Raw genomic sequence first — 20,313 nt, 5'->3', positions numbered from 1 at the left:
TATTTTATCGGCCAGGAAGCCCGTGCAAGTTTTCACACCGGGGTGGGACGAGCGTTCTCGTTCTCGCAATACAAGAAGTTAATAAGGAATAAAGCGTCTTTTTATTCCAACACCTGAAGCAATAGTTCTTAGCGCAGTTCAATGACTATAAGGTGATATTTCATGTATAAGTTCGGTGTGATTGGCGGCGGAGCCGCCGGGATCTCTTTTGCCTATAACTTTATAAAAAATAAGTCGGTTAATCATTGCAAAAGACCGCTTTCCCTGACGGTTTTCGACAAGCAGGGCTTCAAGGGCGGGATGGCATACAGCAGCGATTTTGACAGCCATATATTAAATATGACGCCGGAAAATATGTCGGCAGATATTTTCGACGAAGCGCATTTCGTCGATTGGATCGCCATGCATTTTCCGCAATTTTGTCAGGATCGTTATCCGCCGCGCTGGCTATATCGGGAATATCTCGATTTTATTCGCGACATGACAATGTATATGGCGGCGGGCAGTAACGTGACATTGAATTTCGTGACCGCCGAAGTGAACGCCATCGCGCCGCACGAGGCGGGCTATCGGCTGACCACCGCCTGCGGCGCCGTCGAACAGATGAACGCGCTGGTGCTGTGTTCGGGGCACAATCCGCCGGAATGTCTCTATCCGGTGGACGGGGTGATCGCTTATCAGGCGCATCAGGAGCTGCCGCCGATCAACCCTTACTCGGCCATCGGTGTCATCGGCTGCAGCCTGACGGCGATCGACGCCATCGTTGAACTTATGGAGCGTTTGGGGGCGACCGATATCTGTGCCCTGTCGCGTTCCGGTCTGTTCCCCAGCGTGCAGCCGGCGCTGATGCGTCCGCCGCCGGAAGCGTTTGTGACGGAGCTGCGGCGCTTTGTCGCCGGCAATGATTTTATTGATGCGCATCAGCTGGTGCATGCGATCAACGCCGCGCTGGCGCGTCACTATCCGGGGCCGGAGCGGTTGGTGGTGCTTTCGGCGCTGGGGGAAAGGCGCGACTGTTATCGCGATCTGACGGACAGCCTCGATCGGGCGCGCTTTGCCCGGGAACATATCTGCAGCTATCTGGCGGCGATCCATCCGACAGTCTGCGCCGCCTGGGTCAAGATGGATGCTCATAACCGGCAGGTCTTCATGCGTTTTTACAACTCCTCCTGGATGCGCAATCGGCACGCCATGCCGATCAAAAACGCCAACAAGATCGCGGCGGCCCTGGAGAGCCAGCGTCTGCGCGTCTGTGGCGGCCTGGCGGATATCAGCAAGGGAGCGGACGGGTTTATCCTGCGTTGCCATGATGCTCGGGTGCATACGCAATACCTGTTCAACTGCACCACGCCCTCTTATCAACTGCCGCCCAATCGCCTGAGCCATCAGCTGCTGGAGGATGGGCTGGTGCAGGAGAACCTGTTCGGCGGCGTGAAGTGCGACCCGCATACGCTGAAAATCGCCGACCGCCGCGGTCGCGAGCAGCATCTTTACTCGCTCGGCGCGCCCGCCAAGGGCGACCTTTTCTACACCTCGGCGATGGAATCCATCACGCGGGATATCAGCAAGATCGTGTTCAATAACCCTATTTTCAATGCAAAGAAGGCTGAAGTATGAAAAACGTAGCGCTCTTTGTCGGCAACGACATTTTCTCCTGGCTGGTGTGCCAGGATCTGATCGCCGCCCTGAAGGACGACTGTGCTTTTACGGTGTATTTCCCCCTGGCGAAAAGCGCCGGACGCACACAGGAGCCGGCGGTTCGCCGACTGGGGTTGTATGAGCGCGAAGTGCTGAACGATTTCGTGTTCCCGTTCGTTGGCCGCAACGCCGGCGCCTGCGAGGGCGCCTATCAGCCGCCGGCCCTGTTCCTGGCCGCCGCCGGGGTAAAAGCGCATCGCGTTCTCGACATCAACGACGCCACGTTTATCAGCAGCCTCGGGCATATGGACGGGGTGATCTCCCTGCGTTGTTATCAGAAATTTTCCGCTGACTATGTGCGCGCCTTCAGCCGACGCGGCAAGCTGCTGTGGAACCTGCATCCGGGGGATTTGCCGCGCTATCGCGGGGTGATGACGCTGTTCCGAGCGATGATGAACGGTGACAAGGATTGTGCGGTGACGCTGCATGAAATGGATGAGCACTGGGACGCGGGGCCGGTGCTCGCCCGCTTGCCTGCCGAGCTGCGTCACGACCTGTCGTTCCTGGAAAATATGATGCTGCTGGGCGTGCAGAGCGGCGGCTTCCTGGCGCGCCAGCTGATGCGGGCGGAGCACAGCGAAGCGATAGCGGCGGAGAAGCAGGGCGATTCGCGCTATTGGGGCTTCCCGGACGCGCAGACGCTGGCGCTGGCGGAACAGGCGGGCATTGAGCTGGTGGACCATGACGCCGTGCGCGAACAGTACCTGGGGCTGTTCGTCGGCGATCGTTTCCACCCGCTGGCGGGGCAGTTCTGCGCCGGGTTCGACGACTTCGTTCGGGCGCACGGCCATGATTGAAACGCTCATCGTGCTGGGTGCCGGTTTTCTGACCGGCATCACCACCATTCTGTTCGGCTTCGGCGGCGGTTTTGTGGTGGTGCCCTTTGTCTATCACTTGATCTCCGCGTCGGGCGAGCAGCCCGGTCAGGCGATGCATATTGCGGTGGCGACCTCGACGGCGGTGATGATCCTCAACGCCAGTTACGCCACCCTGACCAACTGGCGCAGCGGCAACCTGCTGCGCGAAACCATCGTGCCGCTGATCTTTTTCATCGGCATCGGGGCGGCGCTGGGCGCGTTCGCCTCCTCGCTGTTGGCGGACGGCGTGATACGCGGGCTGTTCGTGGTCTATATGGCGGTGACCATCGCCGACTGTCTGTTCCGCCGGGGCTTCCTGATCAAACCGGCGCGCGCCGAACTGTCCACCGCCACGCTGTGGGGCGGCGGGCCGCTGATCGGTGGCATCGCCACTCTGCTGGGGGTGGGCGGCAGCGTGATGACCGTGCCGCTGCTGCGCCGCCATGGTTATGACATGAAGTATTGCGTCAGCGCCGCCAACCCGTTGTCGATCCCGGTGGCGGTGATCGGCGCGCTGATGTATGTCGTGTTGGGGTGGCGCGAGATGAGCGGGCCGCAGTATCTGGGCTACGTCAATCTGAACATTCTGGGGCTGCTGGTGGCGGCGGGGATTGCGGGGATCGTGTTTGCCAGGCGCTGTTTGCCGAAGGTGAGCGATGCGCTACATGCCAAAATCTACGTACTACTGCTGATCGCCGTGCTGATCGCCATCTGCCTCTGAGACAGAAAGGGCGGCCGGATGCCGCCCTGAGAACCGCTTAACGGTGGTATTCGCCCGCCGCTTCCGGCTGGTACAGCAATTCCAGCACTTCAATCCGCGCTTCTTCACCGTTCGGCAATTGCCAGGAGATCTGCTTGCCGACGTGCATGCCGAGCAGCGCTGCGCCCAGTGGCGCCATCACCGACAGCTGATCGTGGCTGTCTTTCAGCGATGCCGGATAGACCAGCGTGCGCACGTGCTCTTCATCGGTGTGCAGATCGCGAAAACGCACGCGGCTGTTCATGGTCACCACGTTGGCCGGCATCTTCTCAGGCGGCAGGATCTCCGCGCGATCCAATTCGTCGTTCAGCGCAGCGGCGACGTCGGTGTTGGCAAAGGCCGGTTGTTCCAATAGCGCATCCAGGCGTTCCGCATCCAGCTCATTAATAGTAATGATGGGTTTGGTCATTCCACTCTCCAGTCAAATCAAAGGGTGCCAGTCTGTGCACCCATAAATTCGGAAAAACAACACAAAGCAACACCCCCGCGCCAGAGGAGCGGGGGTGTGGGTAATGTCGGTTTGTCCCATTGATAGTAGGCGGTTGAGGCGAGAAAAGAAAGAGATCCCGATCACGAAGGCTTTTATCGTCAATCGTGGCAAAAGAAACGGTTAGCCGGGTTATGTATTTGTTATCTCATTTACTTTTTCGCCGCCGCGCCGTTTTGCGAAATGGATCTCCGCGCGTCATTCGATTTCCACTTCGAACTGGAAAAAACCGGTCTACACAGAAAATCCTGGCGGGGGTAGGGTAAAGACATCACAGAAAGCGGGTTATTCAGGTGATGCGCTTTACGGCTTACTGATTAATGTGGGATCTAGGGGTACTGAAAAGTGAATGATGGATCTGCTTCGATAAAAGAAATTGAACAATCCGATGTCAGCGAAGCCGGGGCGATCACCGCTCGGGTATTGGCGGATATTACCGCGATGCTGAATGCTGACAATATTTATACCAATGCTGTGCAGCAACAGATGCTGGAGTCGCATATTCGCGCCATGGTGCTGCGTTCAATAACCGGTGAGCCATTGCCGGAGGTGGATAAATCGTTATTCGACGAAATCTCTGCCGAATCCATGCAAATGGCGGAGCGCGTGGTGAATCAGTTTGGCACATTGCCTATCGAAGAAGCCTATTTGCTGTCCGTGCACTTCGAAGTGGCGAAAGATAATAACGCATAGCGGTTAACGCATCGATTTCAATCAGGAGAATATACCATGGGTCAAATTACCGTAGTGATCGGCGATCGTTTGGGTAAAGGGCAAAAAGTCGGACAAGGCGTTGAAAGCGCAGGCGGAAAAGCGGTGGTCATCCCCGGCGTGGCGGCGGATATGAAGCTGGGCGACGTGATGAAAGCGGAAAACGCGCAGCTGGGCATCTCTTTTTGCGGCAGCGGCGGCGCCGGCGCGATTACCGCGCAAACCAAACACGGCTACAAGGCAAAATACGGCATGCGCTCGGTGGAAGAGGGCGTGACGGCAATTAACGAAGGCTACAACGTGCTGGGCTTCGGCTTTATGGATAAAGAAGAGCTGGGCCAGAAACTGGTGGAAGCCTACGTCAAAAAACATGGCAATCCATAATGAAAGAGCAATATACCACATCGGTAAAGGTGGAGGGTAAAGGCGACAGCAAAGCGAAAGCTTTTGCTTCCGCCTTGGCTAATGTGCAGGGCGCGGTATTAAAGTCCACCAATAATATTCTGCTGCGCATCGAGCCGCAGGACGTCAGCGTCTTGAAAGCGGAAGAGAAAATAACTAAAGAGAAATTTCTTTTCTTCTTTTTGCCGCGCGAAAGAAAAAGCTATGCCGTTTCTCTGGAAATAACCGTGAACGTAACCATTATCAACACCGAGAAGGTTGTCTTCGTCACGAAATAAAAACGTTAGCATAAATGAAAGGGTATACTGATGTTTTTAATCATCTTATTTAAATCGATTATTATCGGTGGACTGGTGGGGGTCGGCGTAGGGGCCGGCGCCGCGCGCATGTTCCACGCACCGACCACACAGGGCATGGGGGCGTTTCGCACCCTGGGCGAGCTGAACTCCTGCGAGGGCGATCCGGCTTCCCATTTCTCATTCGGTCTGGGCTTCTTCTTCAACGCCTGGGCGTCTTCCGTGGCGGCGGGTTCCTTCACGCAGGACGTCGACCACCGCATCATTCCGCACTGGGGCGCGGCGGCCTTGATGGTCAAGAACCGCAACCTGGCGCAAACGCTGCACGATCCGAAAAAAATGGCTATCGCCTGCGGCATCATCGGCATGCTGGTGGTGGCCTTCCTCAACACCACCGCTTCCGCCGTGCCCGCCGCGCTGCAGGTCACCGCGATCAAGGTGCTGGTGCCGGCGGCCAACCTGCTGGTGAATACCGTGATGCCGGTGATCTTCTGGCTGGCGGCGATCGACGCCGGGCGCCGTTCCGGCTTCTGGGGCACCATCTTCGGCGGCCTGGCGCAGCTGATCATGGGCAACGCCGTACCGGGCCTGGTGCTGGGCATTCTGATCGGCAAAGGCGTGGAAGAGAGCGGCTGGAACAAGATCACCAAGATCATGATGGCGGTGATCGTGCTGCTGTTCGTGCTGAGCGGCTTCTTCCGCGGCTTCGACATGAAAGTTCTCGAGTCCTTCAGCCTCGGCGTGCCGGGCTGGCTGGACGCCATTCACAACACCCTGAGCGGTAAATAAGGAGCGGGATGATGGAAGAGCAAACCCAAAAAGGCTTCTGGTACGCCGACTGGTCATTCCCGATTTTTGTTGGCCTGCTGTCCTCCGGCGTGTTCGCCGGGACGCACATGTACTACCTGTACGGCATCGGTGCCTTTAACGAAGTGGCGTTCGTCTCCATGCTGCGGGCAGGGATGGATACCGGCGTGTACGGCGCGGTGGCGGCGTTCGGCGCCAGCTTCCTGTTCGCGCGCATCATCGAAGGCTCGCTGGTGGGCATCCTGGACATCGGCGGCGCGATCCAGACCGGCGTCGGGCTGGGCGTACCGGCGCTGCTGCTGGGGGCCGGCATCGTGTTCCCGGTCGCCAACTTCGCCGCGTCGCTGGCCACCGGTCTGATCATCGGCCTGGCGATCGGTTACGTGATCATCCTGGCGCGCAAATTCACCATCAATCAGAGCAACTCCACCTACGGCGCGGACGTGATGATGGGCGCGGGCAACTCGTCGGGCCGTTTCCTCGGGCCGTTGATCATCCTGTCGGCGATGACCGCTTCGATCCCGATCGGCATCGGTTCGCTGCTTGGCGCGCTGCTGTTCTATATCTGGGGCAAACCGATCACCGGCGGAGCGATCCTCGGCGCGATGATCCTGGGAGCGATCTTCCCGGTAGCCATTTCTTAAGAGGCCTGCGCCAGGCGCCGTCCGAGGCTGCGGCGGCGCCCGGGCTAACAGGAGCAATGCGGTATGTATGACTTAGTAATCAGAGGCGCCAGACTGGCGGACGATACGCTGATCGATCTGGCGGTAAAGGACGGCAAAATAGCCTCGGTGGGGCGGCTGGCGGCGGACGTCAGCGCCGTTCGCCAACTGGATCTGGCGGGTAACTGCCGCCTGAGCGCCGGTTGGATCGATGCGCACGTGCACTGCTATCCCGAATCGCCGATTTACCATGATGAGCCGGATCGGGTCGGCGTCGCCAGCGGCGTCACCAGCGTAGTCGACGCCGGCAGCACCGGCGCCGACGATATCGACGCTTTTTATCAGCTGACGCGCAGCGCCAAAACCAACGTTTTCGCCTTCCTCAACATCTCGCGCATCGGCCTGCTGCGGCAGAACGAGCTGGCGGATATGGCGGACATCGACAAGCGCGAGGCCGGCAAGGCCATCGCCAACCATCCCGGTTTCATCATCGGCATCAAGGCGCGCATGAGCAGCAGCGTGGTGGGGAAAAACGGTACCCGGCCGCTGGTGTTGGCCAAAGAGATCCAGCAGGAAAACCGCCAGCTGCCGCTGATGGTGCATATCGGCAACAACCCGCCGGATCTGGACGAGATCGCCGATCTGCTGACCCGCGGCGACATCATCACTCACTGCTACAACGGTAAACCGAACCGCATTCTGACGCCGGCGGGCACATTGCGCGAGTCTATCCAGCGCGCGCTGCGGCGCGGCGTGTTGCTCGACGTGGGGCACGGCACCGCCAGCTTCAGCTTCGAGGTGGCGCGCCAGGCGATCAAATTGGGCATTTTGCCGCACACCATCAGCTCCGATATTTACTGCCGCAACCGCATGAACGGGCCGGTGCATAGCCTGGCGACGGTGATGTCCAAATTCTTCAGCGTCGGCCTGACGCTGCCGCAGGTGATCGCCTGCGTCACGGAGAACGCCGCATCGGCGCTGCAGCTGAGCGGCAAGGGCCGGCTGGAGCCGGGCTATGACGCCGATTTCACGCTGTTTGAACTGCGCCGGGAACCGCAGGTCTTCGCCGACGCCGAAGGGCAAACCGCCGAGGGCGAACAGCTGCTGGTGCCGCTGGCCGCGGTGGTGGCCGGGGAAATCCTATTAACCGAACAAGGGGAGGCAAGCCATGTCTTCGATTTATGAAAAATACGGTTTGAAGCAGGTGATCAACACCTCCGGCCGCATGACCATTCTCGGCGTTTCCACGCCGCGCCAGGACGTGATCGACGCCGTTGATTACGGCCTGAATCACTACTTCGAAATCAAGGATCTGGTCAACAAGACCGGCGCCTACATCGCTGACCTGCTCAACGTGGAGGACGCGGTGATCGTTTCCTGCGCCTCGGCGGGCATCGCTCAGTCGGTGGCGGCAGCGATCGTTAAAGATAACGCCAATCTGCTGGTGAACCTGCACTCGGCGCCGATCACCGTGCCGCGCGAGATCGTGTTGCCGCGCGGCCACAACGTCAACTTCGGCGCGCCGGTGGACACCATGGTGGCGCTGGGCGGCGGCAAGGTGGTGGAGGCGGGCTACGCCAACGAATGTTCGCCGGAGCAGATTGAAGCCTGCATCACGCCGCAGACGGCGGCGATCCTGTACGTCAAATCGCACCACTGCGTGCAGAAAAGCATTCTGTCCGTCGAACAGGCGGCGGTGGTGGCGCGCAAACATAACCTGCCGCTGATCGTCGACGCCGCGGCGGAAGAAGATCTGATGTGTTACTACCAGATGGGGGCCGATCTGGTGATCTACAGCGGCGCCAAAGCCATCGAGGGGCCGACCAGCGGCCTGGTTATCGGCAAGAAACAGTACGTCGAGTGGGTGAAGCTGCAGTCCGGCGGTATCGGCCGGGCGATGAAGGTCGGCAAAGAGGGCATCCTCGGCCTGACGCAGGCAATTGAAAGCTATCTGACGCTTGAGAAAACCACCGGGCAACAGATGGTGGAGCGGATGACGCCGTTCCTCGATAGCCTCAACACCCTGACCGGCGTCAGCGCCAAAACCGTCTGGGACAGCGCCGGCCGCGATATCGCCCGCGCCGAGATCACTTTCGACGAAGCGGTGCTGGGGCGGTCGACCTATGACATCGTCCAGGCGCTGAAAACCGGCGATATTGCCATCTACTTCCGCGGCTACAAGGCCAACGAGGGCAAGATTGAGGTTGACGTGCGCAGCGTCGACGAGCAACAGCTGATGACCGTCTTTAGCTGTATCAAGAACCTGTTTACGGAGAAACAAGCATGAAGCTGCAGCCTAACTACTATCGCGACCGCGTCTGCCTGAACGTGCTGGCCGGTTCCAAAGCCAACGCGCAGGACATCTATGCCGCGGCGGAAGGCCATGTGCTGGTGGGCGTGCTCTCCAAGAACTACCCGGACGTCGACAGCGCGGTGACCGACATGCTGCGCTATGCGCGCCTGATTGAAAACGCGCTCTCGGTCGGCCTGGGCGCCGGCGATCCGAAGCAGTCGGCGATGGTCAGCCTGATCGCTCAGCAGGTGCAGCCGCAGCACGTTAACCAGGTGTTTACCGGCGTCGGCGCCAGCCGCGCGCTGCTGGGCCAGAACGACAGCGTGGTGAACGGCCTGGTGTCGCCGACCGGCCGTGTCGGTTGGGTGAAGATCTCTACCGGCCCATTGAGCGCCACAGCGCCGGACGGCATCGTGCCGGTGGAAACCGCCATCGCCTTGCTGAAGGACATGGGCGGCAGCTCCATCAAGTATTTCCCGATGGGCGGCCTGAAGTGCAAGGACGAATACCAGTACGTAGCCAAGGCCTGTGCCGAGCATGACTTTATGCTGGAGCCGACCGGCGGCATCGATCTGGAAAACTACGAGCCGATCGTCGAGATCGCGCTGGCGGCCGGTGTGAAACGCGTGATCCCGCATATCTACAGCTCGATCATCGACGCCGCCAGCGGCGACACGCGTCCGCAGGACGTGAAAACCCTGCTGGCGATGACCAAAAAGCTGGTGGGTTGAACGCGTAATGGGATGAGGTATGCCCTAAATAATTGGAGTTGCTTCCCGACGGCAAGAGCATGACAAATCGGTCGGGAACCGATTTGAACAGCGTTTTCGCTGGCCCGCAGGGGGGGCCTCAGGACGAGGCCCATCAGTCCCCAGGAGCTTACTTAGGTAAGTGACTGGGGGGAAAAATCTGCCGGGAGCAGATTTAAACGCTGCTTGCAGCGGCCCCGAAGGGGTGAGGCCCATGGATGGGCCGAGTAACTGCGCAGCCAACACAGAAGCAACTTCAAGTATGACGGGGATAACGCTGGGAGGCGAAGGTTTTCCCGTGGCGCGGCATGCCGCGCCGTTACCTATACTGAGGATTACTATGCGAAACTGGCAGGTTCCAACCCGACGCACCGCGTTGTTCCTGGCGCTGCTGGCCGTGACCGGCCCGGCGCTGCATGCTGAGGATGCAATGAACTCCACGTCATCTCATTTCGCCTATATCGGCACCTACAATCCCAACGGCGAAGGCGTTTACCGGGTGCAGGTCGATCCGGCCAGCGGCGCGCTGAGCCACGCCACGCTGGTCAGCAAAGTGCCGAATCCGGCGCAGCTGACGCTGAGCGTTGACGGCAAGACGCTGTATGTCGCCAGTGAAGTGGCCGACTTCAACGGCGGCAAACACGGCGGTATCACCGCTTACCGGGTCAATCCGGCCGACGGCGGCCTGACCCAGCTCAACCAGGTGGATTCGCAGGGAGCGGGGCCGGTGTATCTCTCATCGACGCCAGACGGGCGCCATCTGCTGGTGGCCAACTACGTCAGCGGCAGCGTGGCGGCTTTCCCGATCGAAGCGGACGGCAGCCTGGGTGCCGCCAGCTCGGTGCAGCAACAGCAGGGCCCGGCGGGGGCGGCCAAACCGGCGGCGGCAGTGAACGGCAGCTTCGCCATCAGCGATCACAACGGCCCGCATGCCCATATGATCGCCAGCGATCCGAGCGGCAAGTTCGTGTTCTCCACCGATCTGGGCTTGGATCGCATCTACCAATGGCGCTTTGACGCCGCGAGCGGCCGGCTGACGCCGAACGATCCGCCGTGGATCGCCGCCTCGTCCGCCGGTGCCGGTCCGCGCCACTTTGTGTTCAATCCGGACGGCGGCACCGTGCTGCTGGTGAACGAAGAGGCTTCGACATTGACCAGCTACCGTTTTGATCGCCAAAAAGGTACTCTGAAACAACTGCATGCGGTTTCCGCGCTGCCCGCCGACTATCAGGGTACCAGCTTCGCTTCGGGGTTGGCGCTCAGCAAGAATGGCGGCACGCTGTACGTCGCCAACCGGCTGCATAACAGCATTGTCCAGTTCAGCGTGGGCGCCGGCGGCGAGTTGAAACCGGTGGCGGAAACCTGGACCCGCGGTGATTACCCGCGTTCGCTGGCGCTGAGCCCGGATGGCCGCTATCTGTATGCGCTTAACCAGCGCAGCGATAACGTCACCCGCTTCAGCGTCAACCCGACGGACGGCAAACTCAGCTTTGCGGGCGGCTATCTGCCGATCGGCAGCCCTTCGCAAATGGCGTTCCTGCCGCCGCCGAAGTAACCCGTGGCCCGCCCGGTTCGCCGGGCGGGCCGTCTGATTGACGGACACAGAATGGTGCGATTTCCTTACCCGCGTTTGGCTTACTTGTTCGATGCTTTGCAAACCGAGACTTTGCCGCAGGATGAGCTGGCGAAGCGTTTCGCCGTGTCCACCCGCACGGTGCGGGCGGATATCACCGCGCTGAACGAGATCCTGGACAAATACGGCGCGCGCTTCGTGCATAATCGCGGGGCCGGCTATCGTCTGCAGGTCGATAACGCTGCGCTGTTCAGCGCCCTGCAGCAGCAGGAGCGCCGCAAGCAGGCTACCCCGCGCAGCGCGCAGGAACGGGTGCATTATCTGTTGGTGCGTTTTTTGACCTCAGCCTTCTCTCTCAAACTGGAAGATCTGGCCGACGAGTGGTTCGTCAGCCGCGGCACGCTGCAAAACGACATGGCTGAGGTGAGAGAGCGTCTGGCGCATTATCAATTGACGATCGAAACCAAGCCGCGCTACGGCATGAAGCTGTTCGGCGCGGAAATGGCGATCCGCGCCTGCCTGACCGATCTGCTGTTCCAGCTACAGCTGGCCGACGCCGAGAACCCGTTGCTCAACAACGAGATCCTGCTGCAGCCGCAGGTGGCGGCGTTCGCCGGATTGTTGCACCCGCTGCTGTCGCAATATGCCATTCGCCTGACCGACGAGGGCGAGCAGTATCTGATCTTCTACTGCGCGGTGGCGCTGCGGCGCATCAGCGACGGCTATCCGCTGCCGGACTTCGAAGTGGAGGACGGCGACGAGGCGGTGCGCCAGGTGTCGACCCGCCTGGCGGCAGAGCTGCGTTCGGCCTCCGGCAAAGAGATCTCGATGGCCGAAGAGGCCTATCTGCGGGTCAACATCGCCGCGCGGCGCGTGCAGGACGTGCAGCCGACCGAGATCAACGCCGACGATGAAGAAGCGCTGGTGGACTACATCCTGTCCTACATCAACGCGCACTATAACTACAACCTGCAGGGCGACGAGCAGCTGCGGGCCGATCTGCTCACCCATATCAAAACCATGATTACGCGGGTGAAGTACCAGATCAATATCCCCAATCCGCTGCTGGCCAACATCAAGCAGCACTATCCGATGGCTTACGACGTGACGCTGGCGGCGGTCTCCAGCTGGGGCAAATACACCCCCTATACCCTGAGCGAGAACGAGATCGGCTATCTGGTGCTGCATATCGGCGTGGGGCTGGAGCGACATTACAACATCGGTTATGAACGCCACCCGCAGGTGATGCTGGTGTGCGATACCGGCAACTCGACGGTGCGCATGATCCAGGCGCAGATTGCGCGCAAGTATCCGCAGTTGGTGATGACGCGCATCGTTTCGCTGCGCGATTACGAGATGCTGGCGCATATCGACGAAGACTTCGTGATTTCCAACGCCCGCATCGGCGAGAAGAACAAGCCGGTGGTGGTGATGTCGCCGTTCCCGACCGATTATCAGCTGGAGCAACTGGGCAAGCTGGTGCTGGTGGATCGCACCCGGCCGTACATGCTGGAGAAGTTCTTCGACGCCGAGCATTTCATGGTGCTCAACGAGCCGCTGACGCAGGCGGAGCTGTTCAGCCGGGTGTGCGGCCAGCTGGAGCGAGAAGGGTACGTCGGCGCGGACTTTTATCCGTCGGTGGTCGAACGCGAGGCGATCGTCTCCACGCTGCTGGGCGAGGGCATCGCGCTGCCGCATTCGCTGGGGCTGCTGGCGAAGAAGACCGTGGTAGTGACGCTGCTGGCGCCGCAGGGCGTCGCCTGGGGGGAAGGCGAGGTCGCGCACGTGATTTTCCTGCTGGCGATCAGCAAGAGCGACTATGAAGAGGCGATGGCGATCTACGAGCTGTTCGTCACCTTCGTGCGTGAGCGCTCAATGAGCCGCTTGCTGGGCAGCGACAGCTTCGACAGCTTCAAAGCGGTGGCGCTGGACTGCCTGAGCCGAAGCTGAAGGGAATTAATCCGCTTCCGGCAGAAAGAGGGCCGGGGGCAGATTGAAGCGCTTGGCCAGCGCCATAATGTGCGGGATGGTCAGCGATCTTTTGCCGCTCAGGATTTGGCTGACCAACGACTTTTTACCGATCTCCTGTTCAAAATCACTTTGGCTGAGCTGGTGCTGTTCCATGAGGACGCGAAGCGCGGCTACCCCCTGTGGCAATTGGGCGATACGCTGGTTGAATGCGGTAAATTCGGCGCTGTTGTCTTCATAGTCGGCGATCTTGTTTGCCAGCATGTCAATCAGCGGATGGTGTTCGTCGTTTTCCAGCAGGTATTCCACCAGTTCGAGCGCTTCCCGGTAGTCTTGCTGAGAGCTGCTGCCCTGCAATAAGGGCACGGCGCGCAGTAGCGCATCGGCGGCCTTAATGGCATCTGTAATCATGATGAACTCCTTCGGTAATGCTGCATCAGCTTGTCGTACTCGGCGTGGCTAACAATGTGTTTTACGAATACTTTCTGTGTCTCAAAGCTGGCAAAGAACAAAATCCGCAGGTGGTTGCCGCCGACGTCAATGACCCACCATTTCTCTTTGTATTTCATACGATCGAGCGAAGGAAAAAGCGTTTTTAACTCGTCCGGCGTGCGGAACTCGCCGCGTCGCAACGTTTTATAAATGGCCTCGAGAGCAGCGGCTTCATTAGGGTATTGCTTCGTTGCGTTATTGAACGGTTCCCTGGAAATGATATGCATCGTTCCCTCGATTCCTGCCTGGTGAACATTATAGCGATTGCCTCAGATGTTCACAAATTGTAAACTTATCATCCCCGCTCGCAGTGAGAGGGAAATGCCCGGTTGCGGCCCGCTTTTGTCGTTGCACACTATTGCGGTTAGCGCCGTGCGGGTAAATCAATGCCTGGCATTTACAGGCCGTTACTGCTGATTTTGGAAGCGGATACGCAAAGTTAAAAACGGGAGGTGGTGTCAGGAAGAAAAAGCAAAGGGAACGAACGCGCCAGTGCGGCGCATTCGCGGGAGGGCTTCAGCGGCTAATCTTCATCAAACCCGGAGTTGAACAGCTCGACCACCGCCGCCAGCGCGTTGACTTCGTCGGGGCCGGTCGCCTCGACTTCGATGTGCCGGCCCTGGGCGGAATCCAGCATCAGCAGCGCGATGACGCTGCTGGCTTCGGCCTCGGTGCCGCTTTCGTTGCGCAGCATCACTTCGGCGTCGAAGCTTTGCACCAGTTCGAACAGTTTCATCGCCGGGCGCGCGTGCATGCCCAGCTTGTTTTTGATTTCAACCGTCTGTTTGACCGTCATTGTTTGCGCTTTTCCAGCGTGCGGTGGCGCGATTGCACGTTCTTGCCGCGCGAGCGGAAGTAATCGGCCAGCTGCTCCGCCACGTACACCGAACGGTGTTTGCCGCCGGTACAGCCGATGGCGACCGTCAGGTAGCTGCGGTTGTTGGTTTCCAGCATCGGCAGCCACTGTTCCAGATAGCTGCGGGTCTGGTAGATGAAGTTATGCACTTCGGTATGGCGATCGAGGAATGACGCCACCGGCTTGTCCAGACCGGTCATCGGCCGCAGCTTCGGATCCCAGTGCGGGTTAGGCAGGAAGCGCACGTCAAACACGTAGTCGGCGTCGATCGGAATGCCGTGCTTGAAGCCGAAGGATTCGAACACCATGGTCAGTTCGCGCTCGCGCTTGCCGAGCAGGCGGGTGCGCAGCATTTCGGCCAGTTCGTGCACCGACATTTCCGAGGTGTCGATAATCAGGTCAGCCCGCGAGCGCAGCGGTTCGAGCAGATCGCTCTCTTCGTCGATCGCGCTTTCCAGCGACAGGTTTTTGCTGGAGAGCGGGTGCAGGCGGCGGGTGTCGCTGTAACGGCGGATCAGCGTGTTGCGATCGGCGTCGAGGAACAGCAGCTGCGGCGAGAAGCTGTCCGGGAGCTGAGTCATCGCGTATTCGAACACTTCCGGCGATTCCGGCATGTTGCGCACGTCGATGCTGACCGCCGCGGAAATATTGCGTTCCGCCAGCGTATTGGCGAGCTGCGGCAGCAGGACCACCGGCAGGTTGTCAACGCAGTAAAAACCCATGTCTTCCAGCGCCCGCAAGGCGACGGATTTTCCGGAACCGGAACGGCCGCTGACAATCATCAGCACCATGTGGCAACTCCCCTGGCATCGCGGCGGCGTTCATCGCCACCGTTAAACTTTGTTATTCCGGCCGCAGCCGGATCCATCATCGTGAAACAGTATCGTTATCCGGGCTGGAAGTCACGCCGGCCGGGCATCACTCGGTGATGATTTGGTAAAGTTCTTCGTCGCTCTGCGCGGCGCGCAGGCGGCGGCATACGGTTTTGTCGGCCAGGCGTTTGGCGACCAGCGACAGGGTATGCAAATGGGTTTTGCACTGATCGGCAGGCACCAGCAGCGCGAACAGCAGATCGACCGGCTGATTGTCGATGGCGTCGAAAGCGATGGGTTGGTCGAGACGGATAAACACGCCAACGGCCCGCAGTGTGTCCTCTTCCAGTTTGCCGTGGGGAATGGCGATACCGTTGCCGATACCGGTGCTGCCCATGCGCTCCCGGGTGAGAACCGCATCAAACACCACCTGCGAAGGCAGATTGAGCTGTTTGGCGGCCAGTTCGCTGATAATTTCCAAAGCCCGCTTCTTGCTGGTGCAGTGTACCGAGCTTTTGGTGCACTCGATGTTTAACACCGAGCTTAATTGCATATATTCGTTGTTCATCTCATCTTCACTTAAAACCGCGCCACCGGGCGGACCCGGCAAGGCGGTTTTTCGTCGGTTTTAACCCTGATTACCGTTCGGCGCGTCACCCATGCGGGTCACGCGCCGAACGGCGAGGCTGCGACGTATGCAACCTCATGGAATGGGTTAGGGTGTCAGTGTTGCTTCAATTTGTCTTTATGTTTGTTCAATTGACGTGCCAATTTGTCGATCAGCGTATCAATTGCGGCATACATATTCTCGTCTTCCGAGGTGGCGTGCAACTCGCCTCCATTCACGTGCACCGTTGCTTCCGCAATTTGCTGCACTTTTTCCACACTTAATACAACATACACCTGATTGATGCGATCAAAATACTGTTCGAGTTTGGCGAACTTGTTGTTCACGAACTCGCGCAACGGATCGGTGATTTCGATGTGGTGTCCGGTAATGTTGAGCTGCATAGTGTCTTCCTTCTCAATAGAGGTCAAACCAACTGTTTGCGTTGGTTCGACGGCGGGATGGACAAAGACTCTCGGTACTTGGCGACGGTGCGCCGCGCCACGATAATCCCCTGATCGGAGAGCAGGGTGGCCAGCTTGCTGTCGCTGAGTGGTTTGGCGGGGTTTTCCGCCGCAATCAATTTCTTCACCAACGCGCGGATCGCCGTCGAGGAGGCTTCGCCGCCGCTGTCGGTATTCACGTGGCTGGAGAAGAAATATTTCAATTCGAAAATGCCGCGCGGGCTGTGCAGAAACTTCTGCGTGGTGACGCGCGAGATCGTCGATTCATGCATCTCCACGGCCTGGGCGATATCCGCCAGCACCATGGGTTTCATAAACTCTTCGCCCTGCTCGAAGAACGCCTGCTGCTGGCTGACGATGCAGCGGGTGACCTTCAGCAAGGTTTCGTTGCGGCTCTCCAGGCTTTTAATCAGCCACTTGGCTTCCTGCAGGTTGCTGCGGATAAACTGGCCGTCGGCTTCGCTGCGGGCGCTGTTGCCCAGCGCGGCGTACTGCTGGTTGATCTTCAAACGCGGCACGCTGTCGCCGTTGAGCTCCACTGTCCACTTGTTCTGCGTCTTGCGCACCAGCACGTCCGGAATCACGTATTCCGATTCGCCGGTATTGATAGACTGCCCCGGGCGCGGATCGAGCGACTGAATCAGCAGCATCGCTTCTTTCAGTGTATCTTCTTTTAGCCGGGTTGATCGCATCAGGCTGCGAAAGTCGTGGTTGGCCAACAGATCCAGATGCTCGCTGATGATCAGCCGGGCTTCGGTCAGATAAGGGGTGTCTTTGGCGTATTGGGAGAGCTGCACCAGCAGGCAATCGCGCAGATCGCGCGCGGCGACGCCGATCGGATCGAAACGCTGCACGCGCTTCAACACCGCCTCGACTTCCTCGAGGGTCACGTTCTCGTCGCCCAGGCTTTCCAGAATGTCTTCCAGCGGGACGGTGAGGTAGCCGGTGTCGTCCACCGCGTCGACGATGGAGGTGGCGATGGCGGCGTCGGTATCGGAAAACGGCGTCAGATCCACCTGCCACATCAGGTAATCCTGCAGCGTTTGGGTGGTCTCGCCCTGATAGACCGGCAGCTCATCGTCGCTGTAGTCGGTGCCGGTTCCGGACGGGGTGCCGGCGGTGTAGATTTCATCCCAGGTGGCGTCCAGCGGCAGCTCTTCCGGCATGTCTTTCTGTTCCAACGCCTCGCGGGTATCGAGCCCCTCGGTATCCTGGGTTTCTTTGGCGTCGATTTCGTCGTGCAGATCGGTCTGTTCAAGCAACGGATTGCTCTCTAGCGCCAGCTGGATCTCTTGCTGAAGCTCAAGCGTGGACAACTGCAGCAGGCGGATCGCCTGCTGGAGCTGAGGAGTCATGGCCAGCTGTTGGCTGAGCCTGAGTTGCAAACCTTGCTTCATAGTCTTCTGTCTACTTCCGTTAACGGTGTCGCCCCACAGGGCGCGCCGGCGCTCAGAGGCGGAATTCTTCGCCCAGATAAACGCGTTTTACCTGCTCGTCGGCCAGAATAGCATCCGGCGTGCCGTGGGCAATCAGTTTGCCCTGGCTGACGATATAGGCGCGTTCACACACGTCCAGCGTTTCGCGCACGTTGTGGTCGGTGATCAGCACGCCCAGGCCGCTGTCACGCAGGTGCTCGATGATTTTCTTGATATCGATAACGGAAATCGGATCCACCCCGGCGAAGGGTTCGTCCAGCAGAATGAATTTCGGGTTGGCCGCCAGCGCGCGGGCGATTTCGACGCGGCGGCGTTCACCGCCGGACAGCGCCTGGCCGAGGCTGTCGCGCAGATGGGAGATATGGAACTCTTCCATCAGCTCCTTGGCGCGGTCCTCGCGCTGCTCGCTGGTGAGATCGGGACGGATCTCCAGCACCGCCATCAGGTTGTCGTACACGCTCAGACGGCGGAAGATCGACGCTTCCTGCGGCAGGTAACCGATGCCGCGGCGCGCGCGGGCGTGCAGCGGCAGCAGGCTGATGTCTTCTTCGTCGATCACGATGCGCCCGGCGTCGCGCGGCACGATGCCGACCACCATGTAGAAGGTGGTGGTTTTACCGGCGCCGTTCGGCCCGAGCAGGCCGACGATCTCGCCGGATTTCACTTTCAGGCTGACGTCTTCGACAACTTTACGGCCCTTGTAGGCTTTCGCCAGGTTTTCTGCGATGAGTGTTGCCATAAGTGATTAGTTACTCTTTTTTTGCCCGTTTTTGTCTTGCAACTGCGACGGTACCAGAACCGTTGTCACGCGTTTGCCTTTGTCGCTAAACGCCTGCATTTGCTGCTGTTGCACCAGATAGGTGATGCGATCGCCTTTCACGTTGCTGTCGAGCTGCTCCAGATAGGCGTTGCCCGTCAGGGTCACCAGCTGGGTCGCCACGTCGTAACGCACTTTCTGCGCGTGGCCTTTGACCGGTTTGCCGCTGTCCTGCATCTGGTAGAAGGTTACCGGGTTGCCGAACGCTTCAATATAGGTCTTATTCTGATCTCCGCCCGGACGGGTGACCACCACCTTGTCGGCGCGGATATCGATGGTGCCCTGTTTGATCACCACGTTGTCAGTGAAGGTGCTGACGTTGCTTTGCATGTCCAACGACTGCTTGAGCGAGTCGATGCTGACCGGCTGGCTGGAGTCGGATTTCAGCGCCAGAGCAGGGGCGCTGGCGGCCAAAACTAAGCTGCCGATCAACAGATTACGGAGTTGGTTTTTGGTTCTGGATTTCATAGTTGGTCTTAACCTTATCAATCAGCTCAGCGGTTTTGGTCCGCAGGTTCCCACGCATTTTCATGCCGTTAGAGGTAAAATTGGTCCCGTAAAGCGTGACTTCGTCATCGGAGGTGACGTCTTGGGTGACCAGGTTTACCTGAGCGTTGTCCGTCTTAATTTTTTCCAGCTGCGAGGTGGTAGTCAGGCTGTTTACCTCGACGTGACCATACAGATACAGCATCCGGTCTTTTGTCAGTTTGGCGCGATCGGAGCGAACTGACCAGGTGGCCACCGCATTCTCATCGAACAGCGTCATCACCGGCTGGGTGAACCAGCTCAGCTCGCCGGCGGTGTAATACTTCACGTCTTCCGCCACCAGCTTGTAATTCAGCTTGCCGGCCGGGTTGTACACCACGGTGACCGTGTGCTGGCTCTGGTAGGTCGGATCCTGATCGTTGGCCGGGCCAGGCGCGGTGTCGTCGCTGAAGTCCGTCATGTTCCAGCCGATCAGCGCCAGAACGATCACCGTCAACAGGATGGTGATCCACAGTTTGGTTTTACTCATATCGACAGCCCTTTGGCGTCCTCCAGCTTATTTTGAGCCAAAAGAATGATGTCGCACAGTTCGCGCACCGCGCCGCGGCCGCCGGCAATGCGGGTGACATAGTGAGCGCGCGGCGTCAGCAGCGGGTGGGCGTCCGCCACCGCGACCGCCAGCCCGACCTGCGCCATCACCGGCCAGTCGATCAGGTCATCGCCGATATAGGCGACCTGATCCGCCGTTAACGACAGTGTATCCAACAGTTCGCGGAAGGCCAAAAGCTTATCGGATTGCCCCTGATACAGATGGGTGATACCGAGCGTCTGCGCGCGGTCTTCCAGCAGCTTGGCGGAACGACCGGTGATGATCGCCACCTCGATGTCCGAGGTTTTCAAGCAGCGGATGCCGTAGCCGTCGCGCACGTTGAACGCCTTCAATTCTTCACCGTTGTTGCCCATGAAGATCAGGCCGTCCGACAGCACGCCGTCAACGTCGCAAATCAACAGGCGGATGTTCCCGGCACGCGCCATAACCTCTTGTTCTACCGGCCCGTAGCAGGTTTCTACCATACCCAT

Annotated in this window: 25 protein-coding genes; 13 read left to right on the top strand and 12 right to left on the bottom strand. The window is 59.3% G+C overall.

The window, feature by feature from the left end; all coding sequences use genetic code 11:
- Positions 1-162: 162 nt before the first annotated feature.
- The 3 genes from AAIE04_RS06110 to AAIE04_RS06100 are packed head-to-tail and all read left to right on the top strand — an operon-like array spanning position 163 to position 3,276.
- On the top strand, positions 163-1,617 hold the full coding sequence (locus AAIE04_RS06110) for an FAD/NAD(P)-binding protein (RefSeq protein WP_498576673.1): 1,455 nt from the start codon (positions 163-165) through the stop codon (positions 1,615-1,617).
- The gene (locus AAIE04_RS06105) at positions 1,614-2,495 is read left to right on the top strand and encodes a formyltransferase family protein (protein ID WP_019453151.1); all 882 of its coding nucleotides are present in this window, start codon (positions 1,614-1,616) and stop codon (positions 2,493-2,495) included. The genes AAIE04_RS06110 and AAIE04_RS06105 overlap by 4 nt, the downstream gene beginning before the upstream one ends.
- Complete coding sequence (locus AAIE04_RS06100) at positions 2,488-3,276, top strand: sulfite exporter TauE/SafE family protein (protein ID WP_019453150.1); 789 nt, start codon at positions 2,488-2,490, stop codon at positions 3,274-3,276. Before AAIE04_RS06105 ends, AAIE04_RS06100 begins: the two co-directional genes overlap by 8 nt.
- A gap of 37 nt (positions 3,277-3,313) precedes the next feature.
- Here AAIE04_RS06100 and rnk read toward each other — a convergent pair whose 3' ends face one another.
- Positions 3,314-3,724, bottom strand: coding sequence for a nucleoside diphosphate kinase regulator (rnk, locus tag AAIE04_RS06095; RefSeq protein WP_004936993.1), 411 nt, complete (start codon positions 3,722-3,724; stop codon positions 3,314-3,316).
- 444 nt (positions 3,725-4,168) lie between these two features.
- On the opposite strand from rnk, the gene AAIE04_RS06090 reads away from it, so the two are divergent.
- The 10 genes from AAIE04_RS06090 to AAIE04_RS06045 all read left to right on the top strand — a co-directional run bounded on the left by AAIE04_RS06090 (position 4,169) and on the right by AAIE04_RS06045 (position 13,245).
- The gene (locus AAIE04_RS06090) at positions 4,169-4,495 is read left to right on the top strand and encodes a glycine dehydrogenase (RefSeq protein ID WP_086012753.1); all 327 of its coding nucleotides are present in this window, start codon (positions 4,169-4,171) and stop codon (positions 4,493-4,495) included.
- 36 nt (positions 4,496-4,531) lie between these two features.
- A complete protein-coding gene (locus AAIE04_RS06085; RefSeq protein WP_019453148.1) occupies positions 4,532-4,897 on the top strand; it encodes a glycine-rich SFCGS family protein in 366 nt (121 codons plus the stop codon).
- A complete protein-coding gene (locus tag AAIE04_RS06080; RefSeq protein WP_019453147.1) occupies positions 4,897-5,193 on the top strand; it encodes a DUF4312 family protein in 297 nt (98 codons plus the stop codon). Before AAIE04_RS06085 ends, AAIE04_RS06080 begins: the two co-directional genes overlap by 1 nt.
- A 30-nt stretch (positions 5,194-5,223) precedes the next feature.
- The gene (locus AAIE04_RS06075; RefSeq protein WP_004937006.1) at positions 5,224-6,000 is read left to right on the top strand and encodes a DUF4311 domain-containing protein; all 777 of its coding nucleotides are present in this window, start codon (positions 5,224-5,226) and stop codon (positions 5,998-6,000) included.
- Between the two features lie 11 nt (positions 6,001-6,011).
- On the top strand, positions 6,012-6,662 hold the full coding sequence (locus AAIE04_RS06070; RefSeq protein WP_004937013.1) for a DUF4310 family protein: 651 nt from the start codon (positions 6,012-6,014) through the stop codon (positions 6,660-6,662).
- A gap of 63 nt (positions 6,663-6,725) precedes the next feature.
- Complete coding sequence (locus AAIE04_RS06065; RefSeq protein ID WP_019453146.1) at positions 6,726-7,865, top strand: amidohydrolase/deacetylase family metallohydrolase; 1,140 nt, start codon at positions 6,726-6,728, stop codon at positions 7,863-7,865.
- Complete coding sequence (locus AAIE04_RS06060) at positions 7,849-8,967, top strand: DgaE family pyridoxal phosphate-dependent ammonia lyase (RefSeq protein WP_019453145.1); 1,119 nt, start codon at positions 7,849-7,851, stop codon at positions 8,965-8,967. The genes AAIE04_RS06065 and AAIE04_RS06060 overlap by 17 nt, the downstream gene beginning before the upstream one ends.
- Positions 8,964-9,704, top strand: a complete 741-nt coding sequence (gene dagF, locus AAIE04_RS06055) for a 2-dehydro-3-deoxy-phosphogluconate aldolase (protein WP_498576672.1) — start codon at positions 8,964-8,966, stop codon at positions 9,702-9,704. Before AAIE04_RS06060 ends, dagF begins: the two co-directional genes overlap by 4 nt.
- 358 nt (positions 9,705-10,062) lie before the next feature.
- Entirely contained in the window at positions 10,063-11,277 is a 1,215-nt protein-coding gene (locus AAIE04_RS06050; protein ID WP_498576671.1) for a lactonase family protein, read from the top strand.
- 51 nt (positions 11,278-11,328) lie between these two features.
- On the top strand, positions 11,329-13,245 hold the full coding sequence (locus tag AAIE04_RS06045; protein WP_432525663.1) for a BglG family transcription antiterminator: 1,917 nt from the start codon (positions 11,329-11,331) through the stop codon (positions 13,243-13,245).
- A 6-nt stretch (positions 13,246-13,251) separates the two neighbouring features.
- Here the strand turns inward: AAIE04_RS06045 and AAIE04_RS06040 are convergent, their stop codons facing one another.
- The 11 genes from AAIE04_RS06040 to kdsC all read right to left on the bottom strand — a co-directional run bounded on the left by AAIE04_RS06040 (position 13,252) and on the right by kdsC (position 20,313).
- Complete coding sequence (locus AAIE04_RS06040) at positions 13,252-13,674, bottom strand: helix-turn-helix domain-containing protein (RefSeq protein ID WP_498057272.1); 423 nt, start codon at positions 13,672-13,674, stop codon at positions 13,252-13,254.
- Positions 13,671-13,982, bottom strand: a complete 312-nt coding sequence (locus tag AAIE04_RS06035) for a type II toxin-antitoxin system HigB family toxin (RefSeq protein WP_498576670.1) — start codon at positions 13,980-13,982, stop codon at positions 13,671-13,673. Before AAIE04_RS06035 ends, AAIE04_RS06040 begins: the two co-directional genes overlap by 4 nt.
- Before the next feature lie 296 nt (positions 13,983-14,278).
- On the bottom strand, positions 14,279-14,551 hold the full coding sequence (gene npr / locus AAIE04_RS06030) for a PTS phosphocarrier protein NPr (protein ID WP_004937034.1): 273 nt from the start codon (positions 14,549-14,551) through the stop codon (positions 14,279-14,281).
- Positions 14,548-15,402, bottom strand: a complete 855-nt coding sequence (rapZ, locus tag AAIE04_RS06025; RefSeq protein ID WP_015379177.1) for an RNase adapter RapZ — start codon at positions 15,400-15,402, stop codon at positions 14,548-14,550. Before rapZ ends, npr begins: the two co-directional genes overlap by 4 nt.
- Positions 15,403-15,529: 127 nt before the next feature.
- Positions 15,530-15,991 carry a PTS IIA-like nitrogen regulatory protein PtsN gene (gene ptsN, locus AAIE04_RS06020; RefSeq protein ID WP_016930212.1) on the bottom strand — a complete coding sequence of 154 codons (462 nt, stop codon included), beginning with the start codon at positions 15,989-15,991 and terminating at the stop codon, positions 15,530-15,532.
- Positions 15,992-16,146: 155 nt separating this feature from the next.
- Entirely contained in the window at positions 16,147-16,434 is a 288-nt protein-coding gene (hpf, locus tag AAIE04_RS06015) for a ribosome hibernation promoting factor (RefSeq protein ID WP_004937038.1), read from the bottom strand.
- A gap of 23 nt (positions 16,435-16,457) precedes the next feature.
- The gene (gene rpoN / locus AAIE04_RS06010) at positions 16,458-17,891 is read right to left on the bottom strand and encodes an RNA polymerase factor sigma-54 (protein ID WP_498576669.1); all 1,434 of its coding nucleotides are present in this window, start codon (positions 17,889-17,891) and stop codon (positions 16,458-16,460) included.
- A 52-nt stretch (positions 17,892-17,943) separates the two neighbouring features.
- Positions 17,944-18,669, bottom strand: a complete 726-nt coding sequence (gene lptB, locus AAIE04_RS06005) for an LPS export ABC transporter ATP-binding protein (RefSeq protein WP_004937040.1) — start codon at positions 18,667-18,669, stop codon at positions 17,944-17,946.
- A gap of 6 nt (positions 18,670-18,675) precedes the next feature.
- Positions 18,676-19,215: a lipopolysaccharide ABC transporter substrate-binding protein LptA gene (gene lptA / locus AAIE04_RS06000; RefSeq protein WP_025160121.1), complete on the bottom strand. Its 540-nt coding sequence runs from the start codon at positions 19,213-19,215 to the stop codon at positions 18,676-18,678.
- Positions 19,184-19,762, bottom strand: coding sequence for an LPS export ABC transporter periplasmic protein LptC (lptC, locus tag AAIE04_RS05995; RefSeq protein WP_498576668.1), 579 nt, complete (start codon positions 19,760-19,762; stop codon positions 19,184-19,186). The genes lptA and lptC overlap by 32 nt, the downstream gene beginning before the upstream one ends.
- Positions 19,759-20,313 (bottom strand): 3-deoxy-manno-octulosonate-8-phosphatase KdsC, encoded by a 555-nt coding sequence (gene kdsC, locus AAIE04_RS05990; RefSeq protein ID WP_019453138.1) that lies wholly within the window; start codon positions 20,311-20,313, stop codon positions 19,759-19,761. Before kdsC ends, lptC begins: the two co-directional genes overlap by 4 nt.

This window comes from Serratia sp. Ae19-1 (assembly GCF_059801225.1).
The sequence above is the reverse complement of the archived record's forward strand: the minus strand, read 5'-3'. Positions and strand labels throughout refer to the sequence as shown.

Excerpts from the sequence above, each read along its gene's own strand:
- AAIE04_RS06110 (WP_498576673.1), top strand. The coding sequence starts at position 163 with ATGTATAAGTTCGGTGTGATTGGCGGCGGAGCCGCCGGGATCTCTTTT.
- AAIE04_RS06105 (WP_019453151.1), top strand. The coding sequence starts at position 1,614 with ATGAAAAACGTAGCGCTCTTTGTCGGCAACGACATTTTCTCCTGGCTG.
- AAIE04_RS06100 (WP_019453150.1), top strand. The coding sequence starts at position 2,488 with ATGATTGAAACGCTCATCGTGCTGGGTGCCGGTTTTCTGACCGGCATC.
- rnk (WP_004936993.1), bottom strand. The coding sequence starts at position 3,724 with ATGACCAAACCCATCATTACTATTAATGAGCTGGATGCGGAACGCCTG.
- AAIE04_RS06085 (WP_019453148.1), top strand. The coding sequence starts at position 4,532 with ATGGGTCAAATTACCGTAGTGATCGGCGATCGTTTGGGTAAAGGGCAA.
- AAIE04_RS06080 (WP_019453147.1), top strand. The coding sequence starts at position 4,897 with ATGAAAGAGCAATATACCACATCGGTAAAGGTGGAGGGTAAAGGCGAC.
- AAIE04_RS06075 (WP_004937006.1), top strand. The coding sequence starts at position 5,224 with ATGTTTTTAATCATCTTATTTAAATCGATTATTATCGGTGGACTGGTG.
- AAIE04_RS06070 (WP_004937013.1), top strand. The coding sequence starts at position 6,012 with ATGGAAGAGCAAACCCAAAAAGGCTTCTGGTACGCCGACTGGTCATTC.
- AAIE04_RS06065 (WP_019453146.1), top strand. The coding sequence starts at position 6,726 with ATGTATGACTTAGTAATCAGAGGCGCCAGACTGGCGGACGATACGCTG.
- AAIE04_RS06060 (WP_019453145.1), top strand. The coding sequence starts at position 7,849 with ATGTCTTCGATTTATGAAAAATACGGTTTGAAGCAGGTGATCAACACC.
- dagF (WP_498576672.1), top strand. The coding sequence starts at position 8,964 with ATGAAGCTGCAGCCTAACTACTATCGCGACCGCGTCTGCCTGAACGTG.
- AAIE04_RS06050 (WP_498576671.1), top strand. The coding sequence starts at position 10,063 with ATGCGAAACTGGCAGGTTCCAACCCGACGCACCGCGTTGTTCCTGGCG.
- AAIE04_RS06045 (WP_432525663.1), top strand. The coding sequence starts at position 11,329 with ATGGTGCGATTTCCTTACCCGCGTTTGGCTTACTTGTTCGATGCTTTG.
- AAIE04_RS06040 (WP_498057272.1), bottom strand. The coding sequence starts at position 13,674 with ATGATTACAGATGCCATTAAGGCCGCCGATGCGCTACTGCGCGCCGTG.
- AAIE04_RS06035 (WP_498576670.1), bottom strand. The coding sequence starts at position 13,982 with ATGCATATCATTTCCAGGGAACCGTTCAATAACGCAACGAAGCAATAC.
- npr (WP_004937034.1), bottom strand. The coding sequence starts at position 14,551 with ATGACGGTCAAACAGACGGTTGAAATCAAAAACAAGCTGGGCATGCAC.
- rapZ (WP_015379177.1), bottom strand. The coding sequence starts at position 15,402 with ATGGTGCTGATGATTGTCAGCGGCCGTTCCGGTTCCGGAAAATCCGTC.
- ptsN (WP_016930212.1), bottom strand. The coding sequence starts at position 15,991 with ATGAACAACGAATATATGCAATTAAGCTCGGTGTTAAACATCGAGTGC.
- hpf (WP_004937038.1), bottom strand. The coding sequence starts at position 16,434 with ATGCAGCTCAACATTACCGGACACCACATCGAAATCACCGATCCGTTG.
- rpoN (WP_498576669.1), bottom strand. The coding sequence starts at position 17,891 with ATGAAGCAAGGTTTGCAACTCAGGCTCAGCCAACAGCTGGCCATGACT.
- lptB (WP_004937040.1), bottom strand. The coding sequence starts at position 18,669 with ATGGCAACACTCATCGCAGAAAACCTGGCGAAAGCCTACAAGGGCCGT.
- lptA (WP_025160121.1), bottom strand. The coding sequence starts at position 19,215 with ATGAAATCCAGAACCAAAAACCAACTCCGTAATCTGTTGATCGGCAGC.
- lptC (WP_498576668.1), bottom strand. The coding sequence starts at position 19,762 with ATGAGTAAAACCAAACTGTGGATCACCATCCTGTTGACGGTGATCGTT.
- kdsC (WP_019453138.1), bottom strand. The coding sequence starts at position 20,313 with ATGGGTATGGTAGAAACCTGCTACGGGCCGGTAGAACAAGAGGTTATG.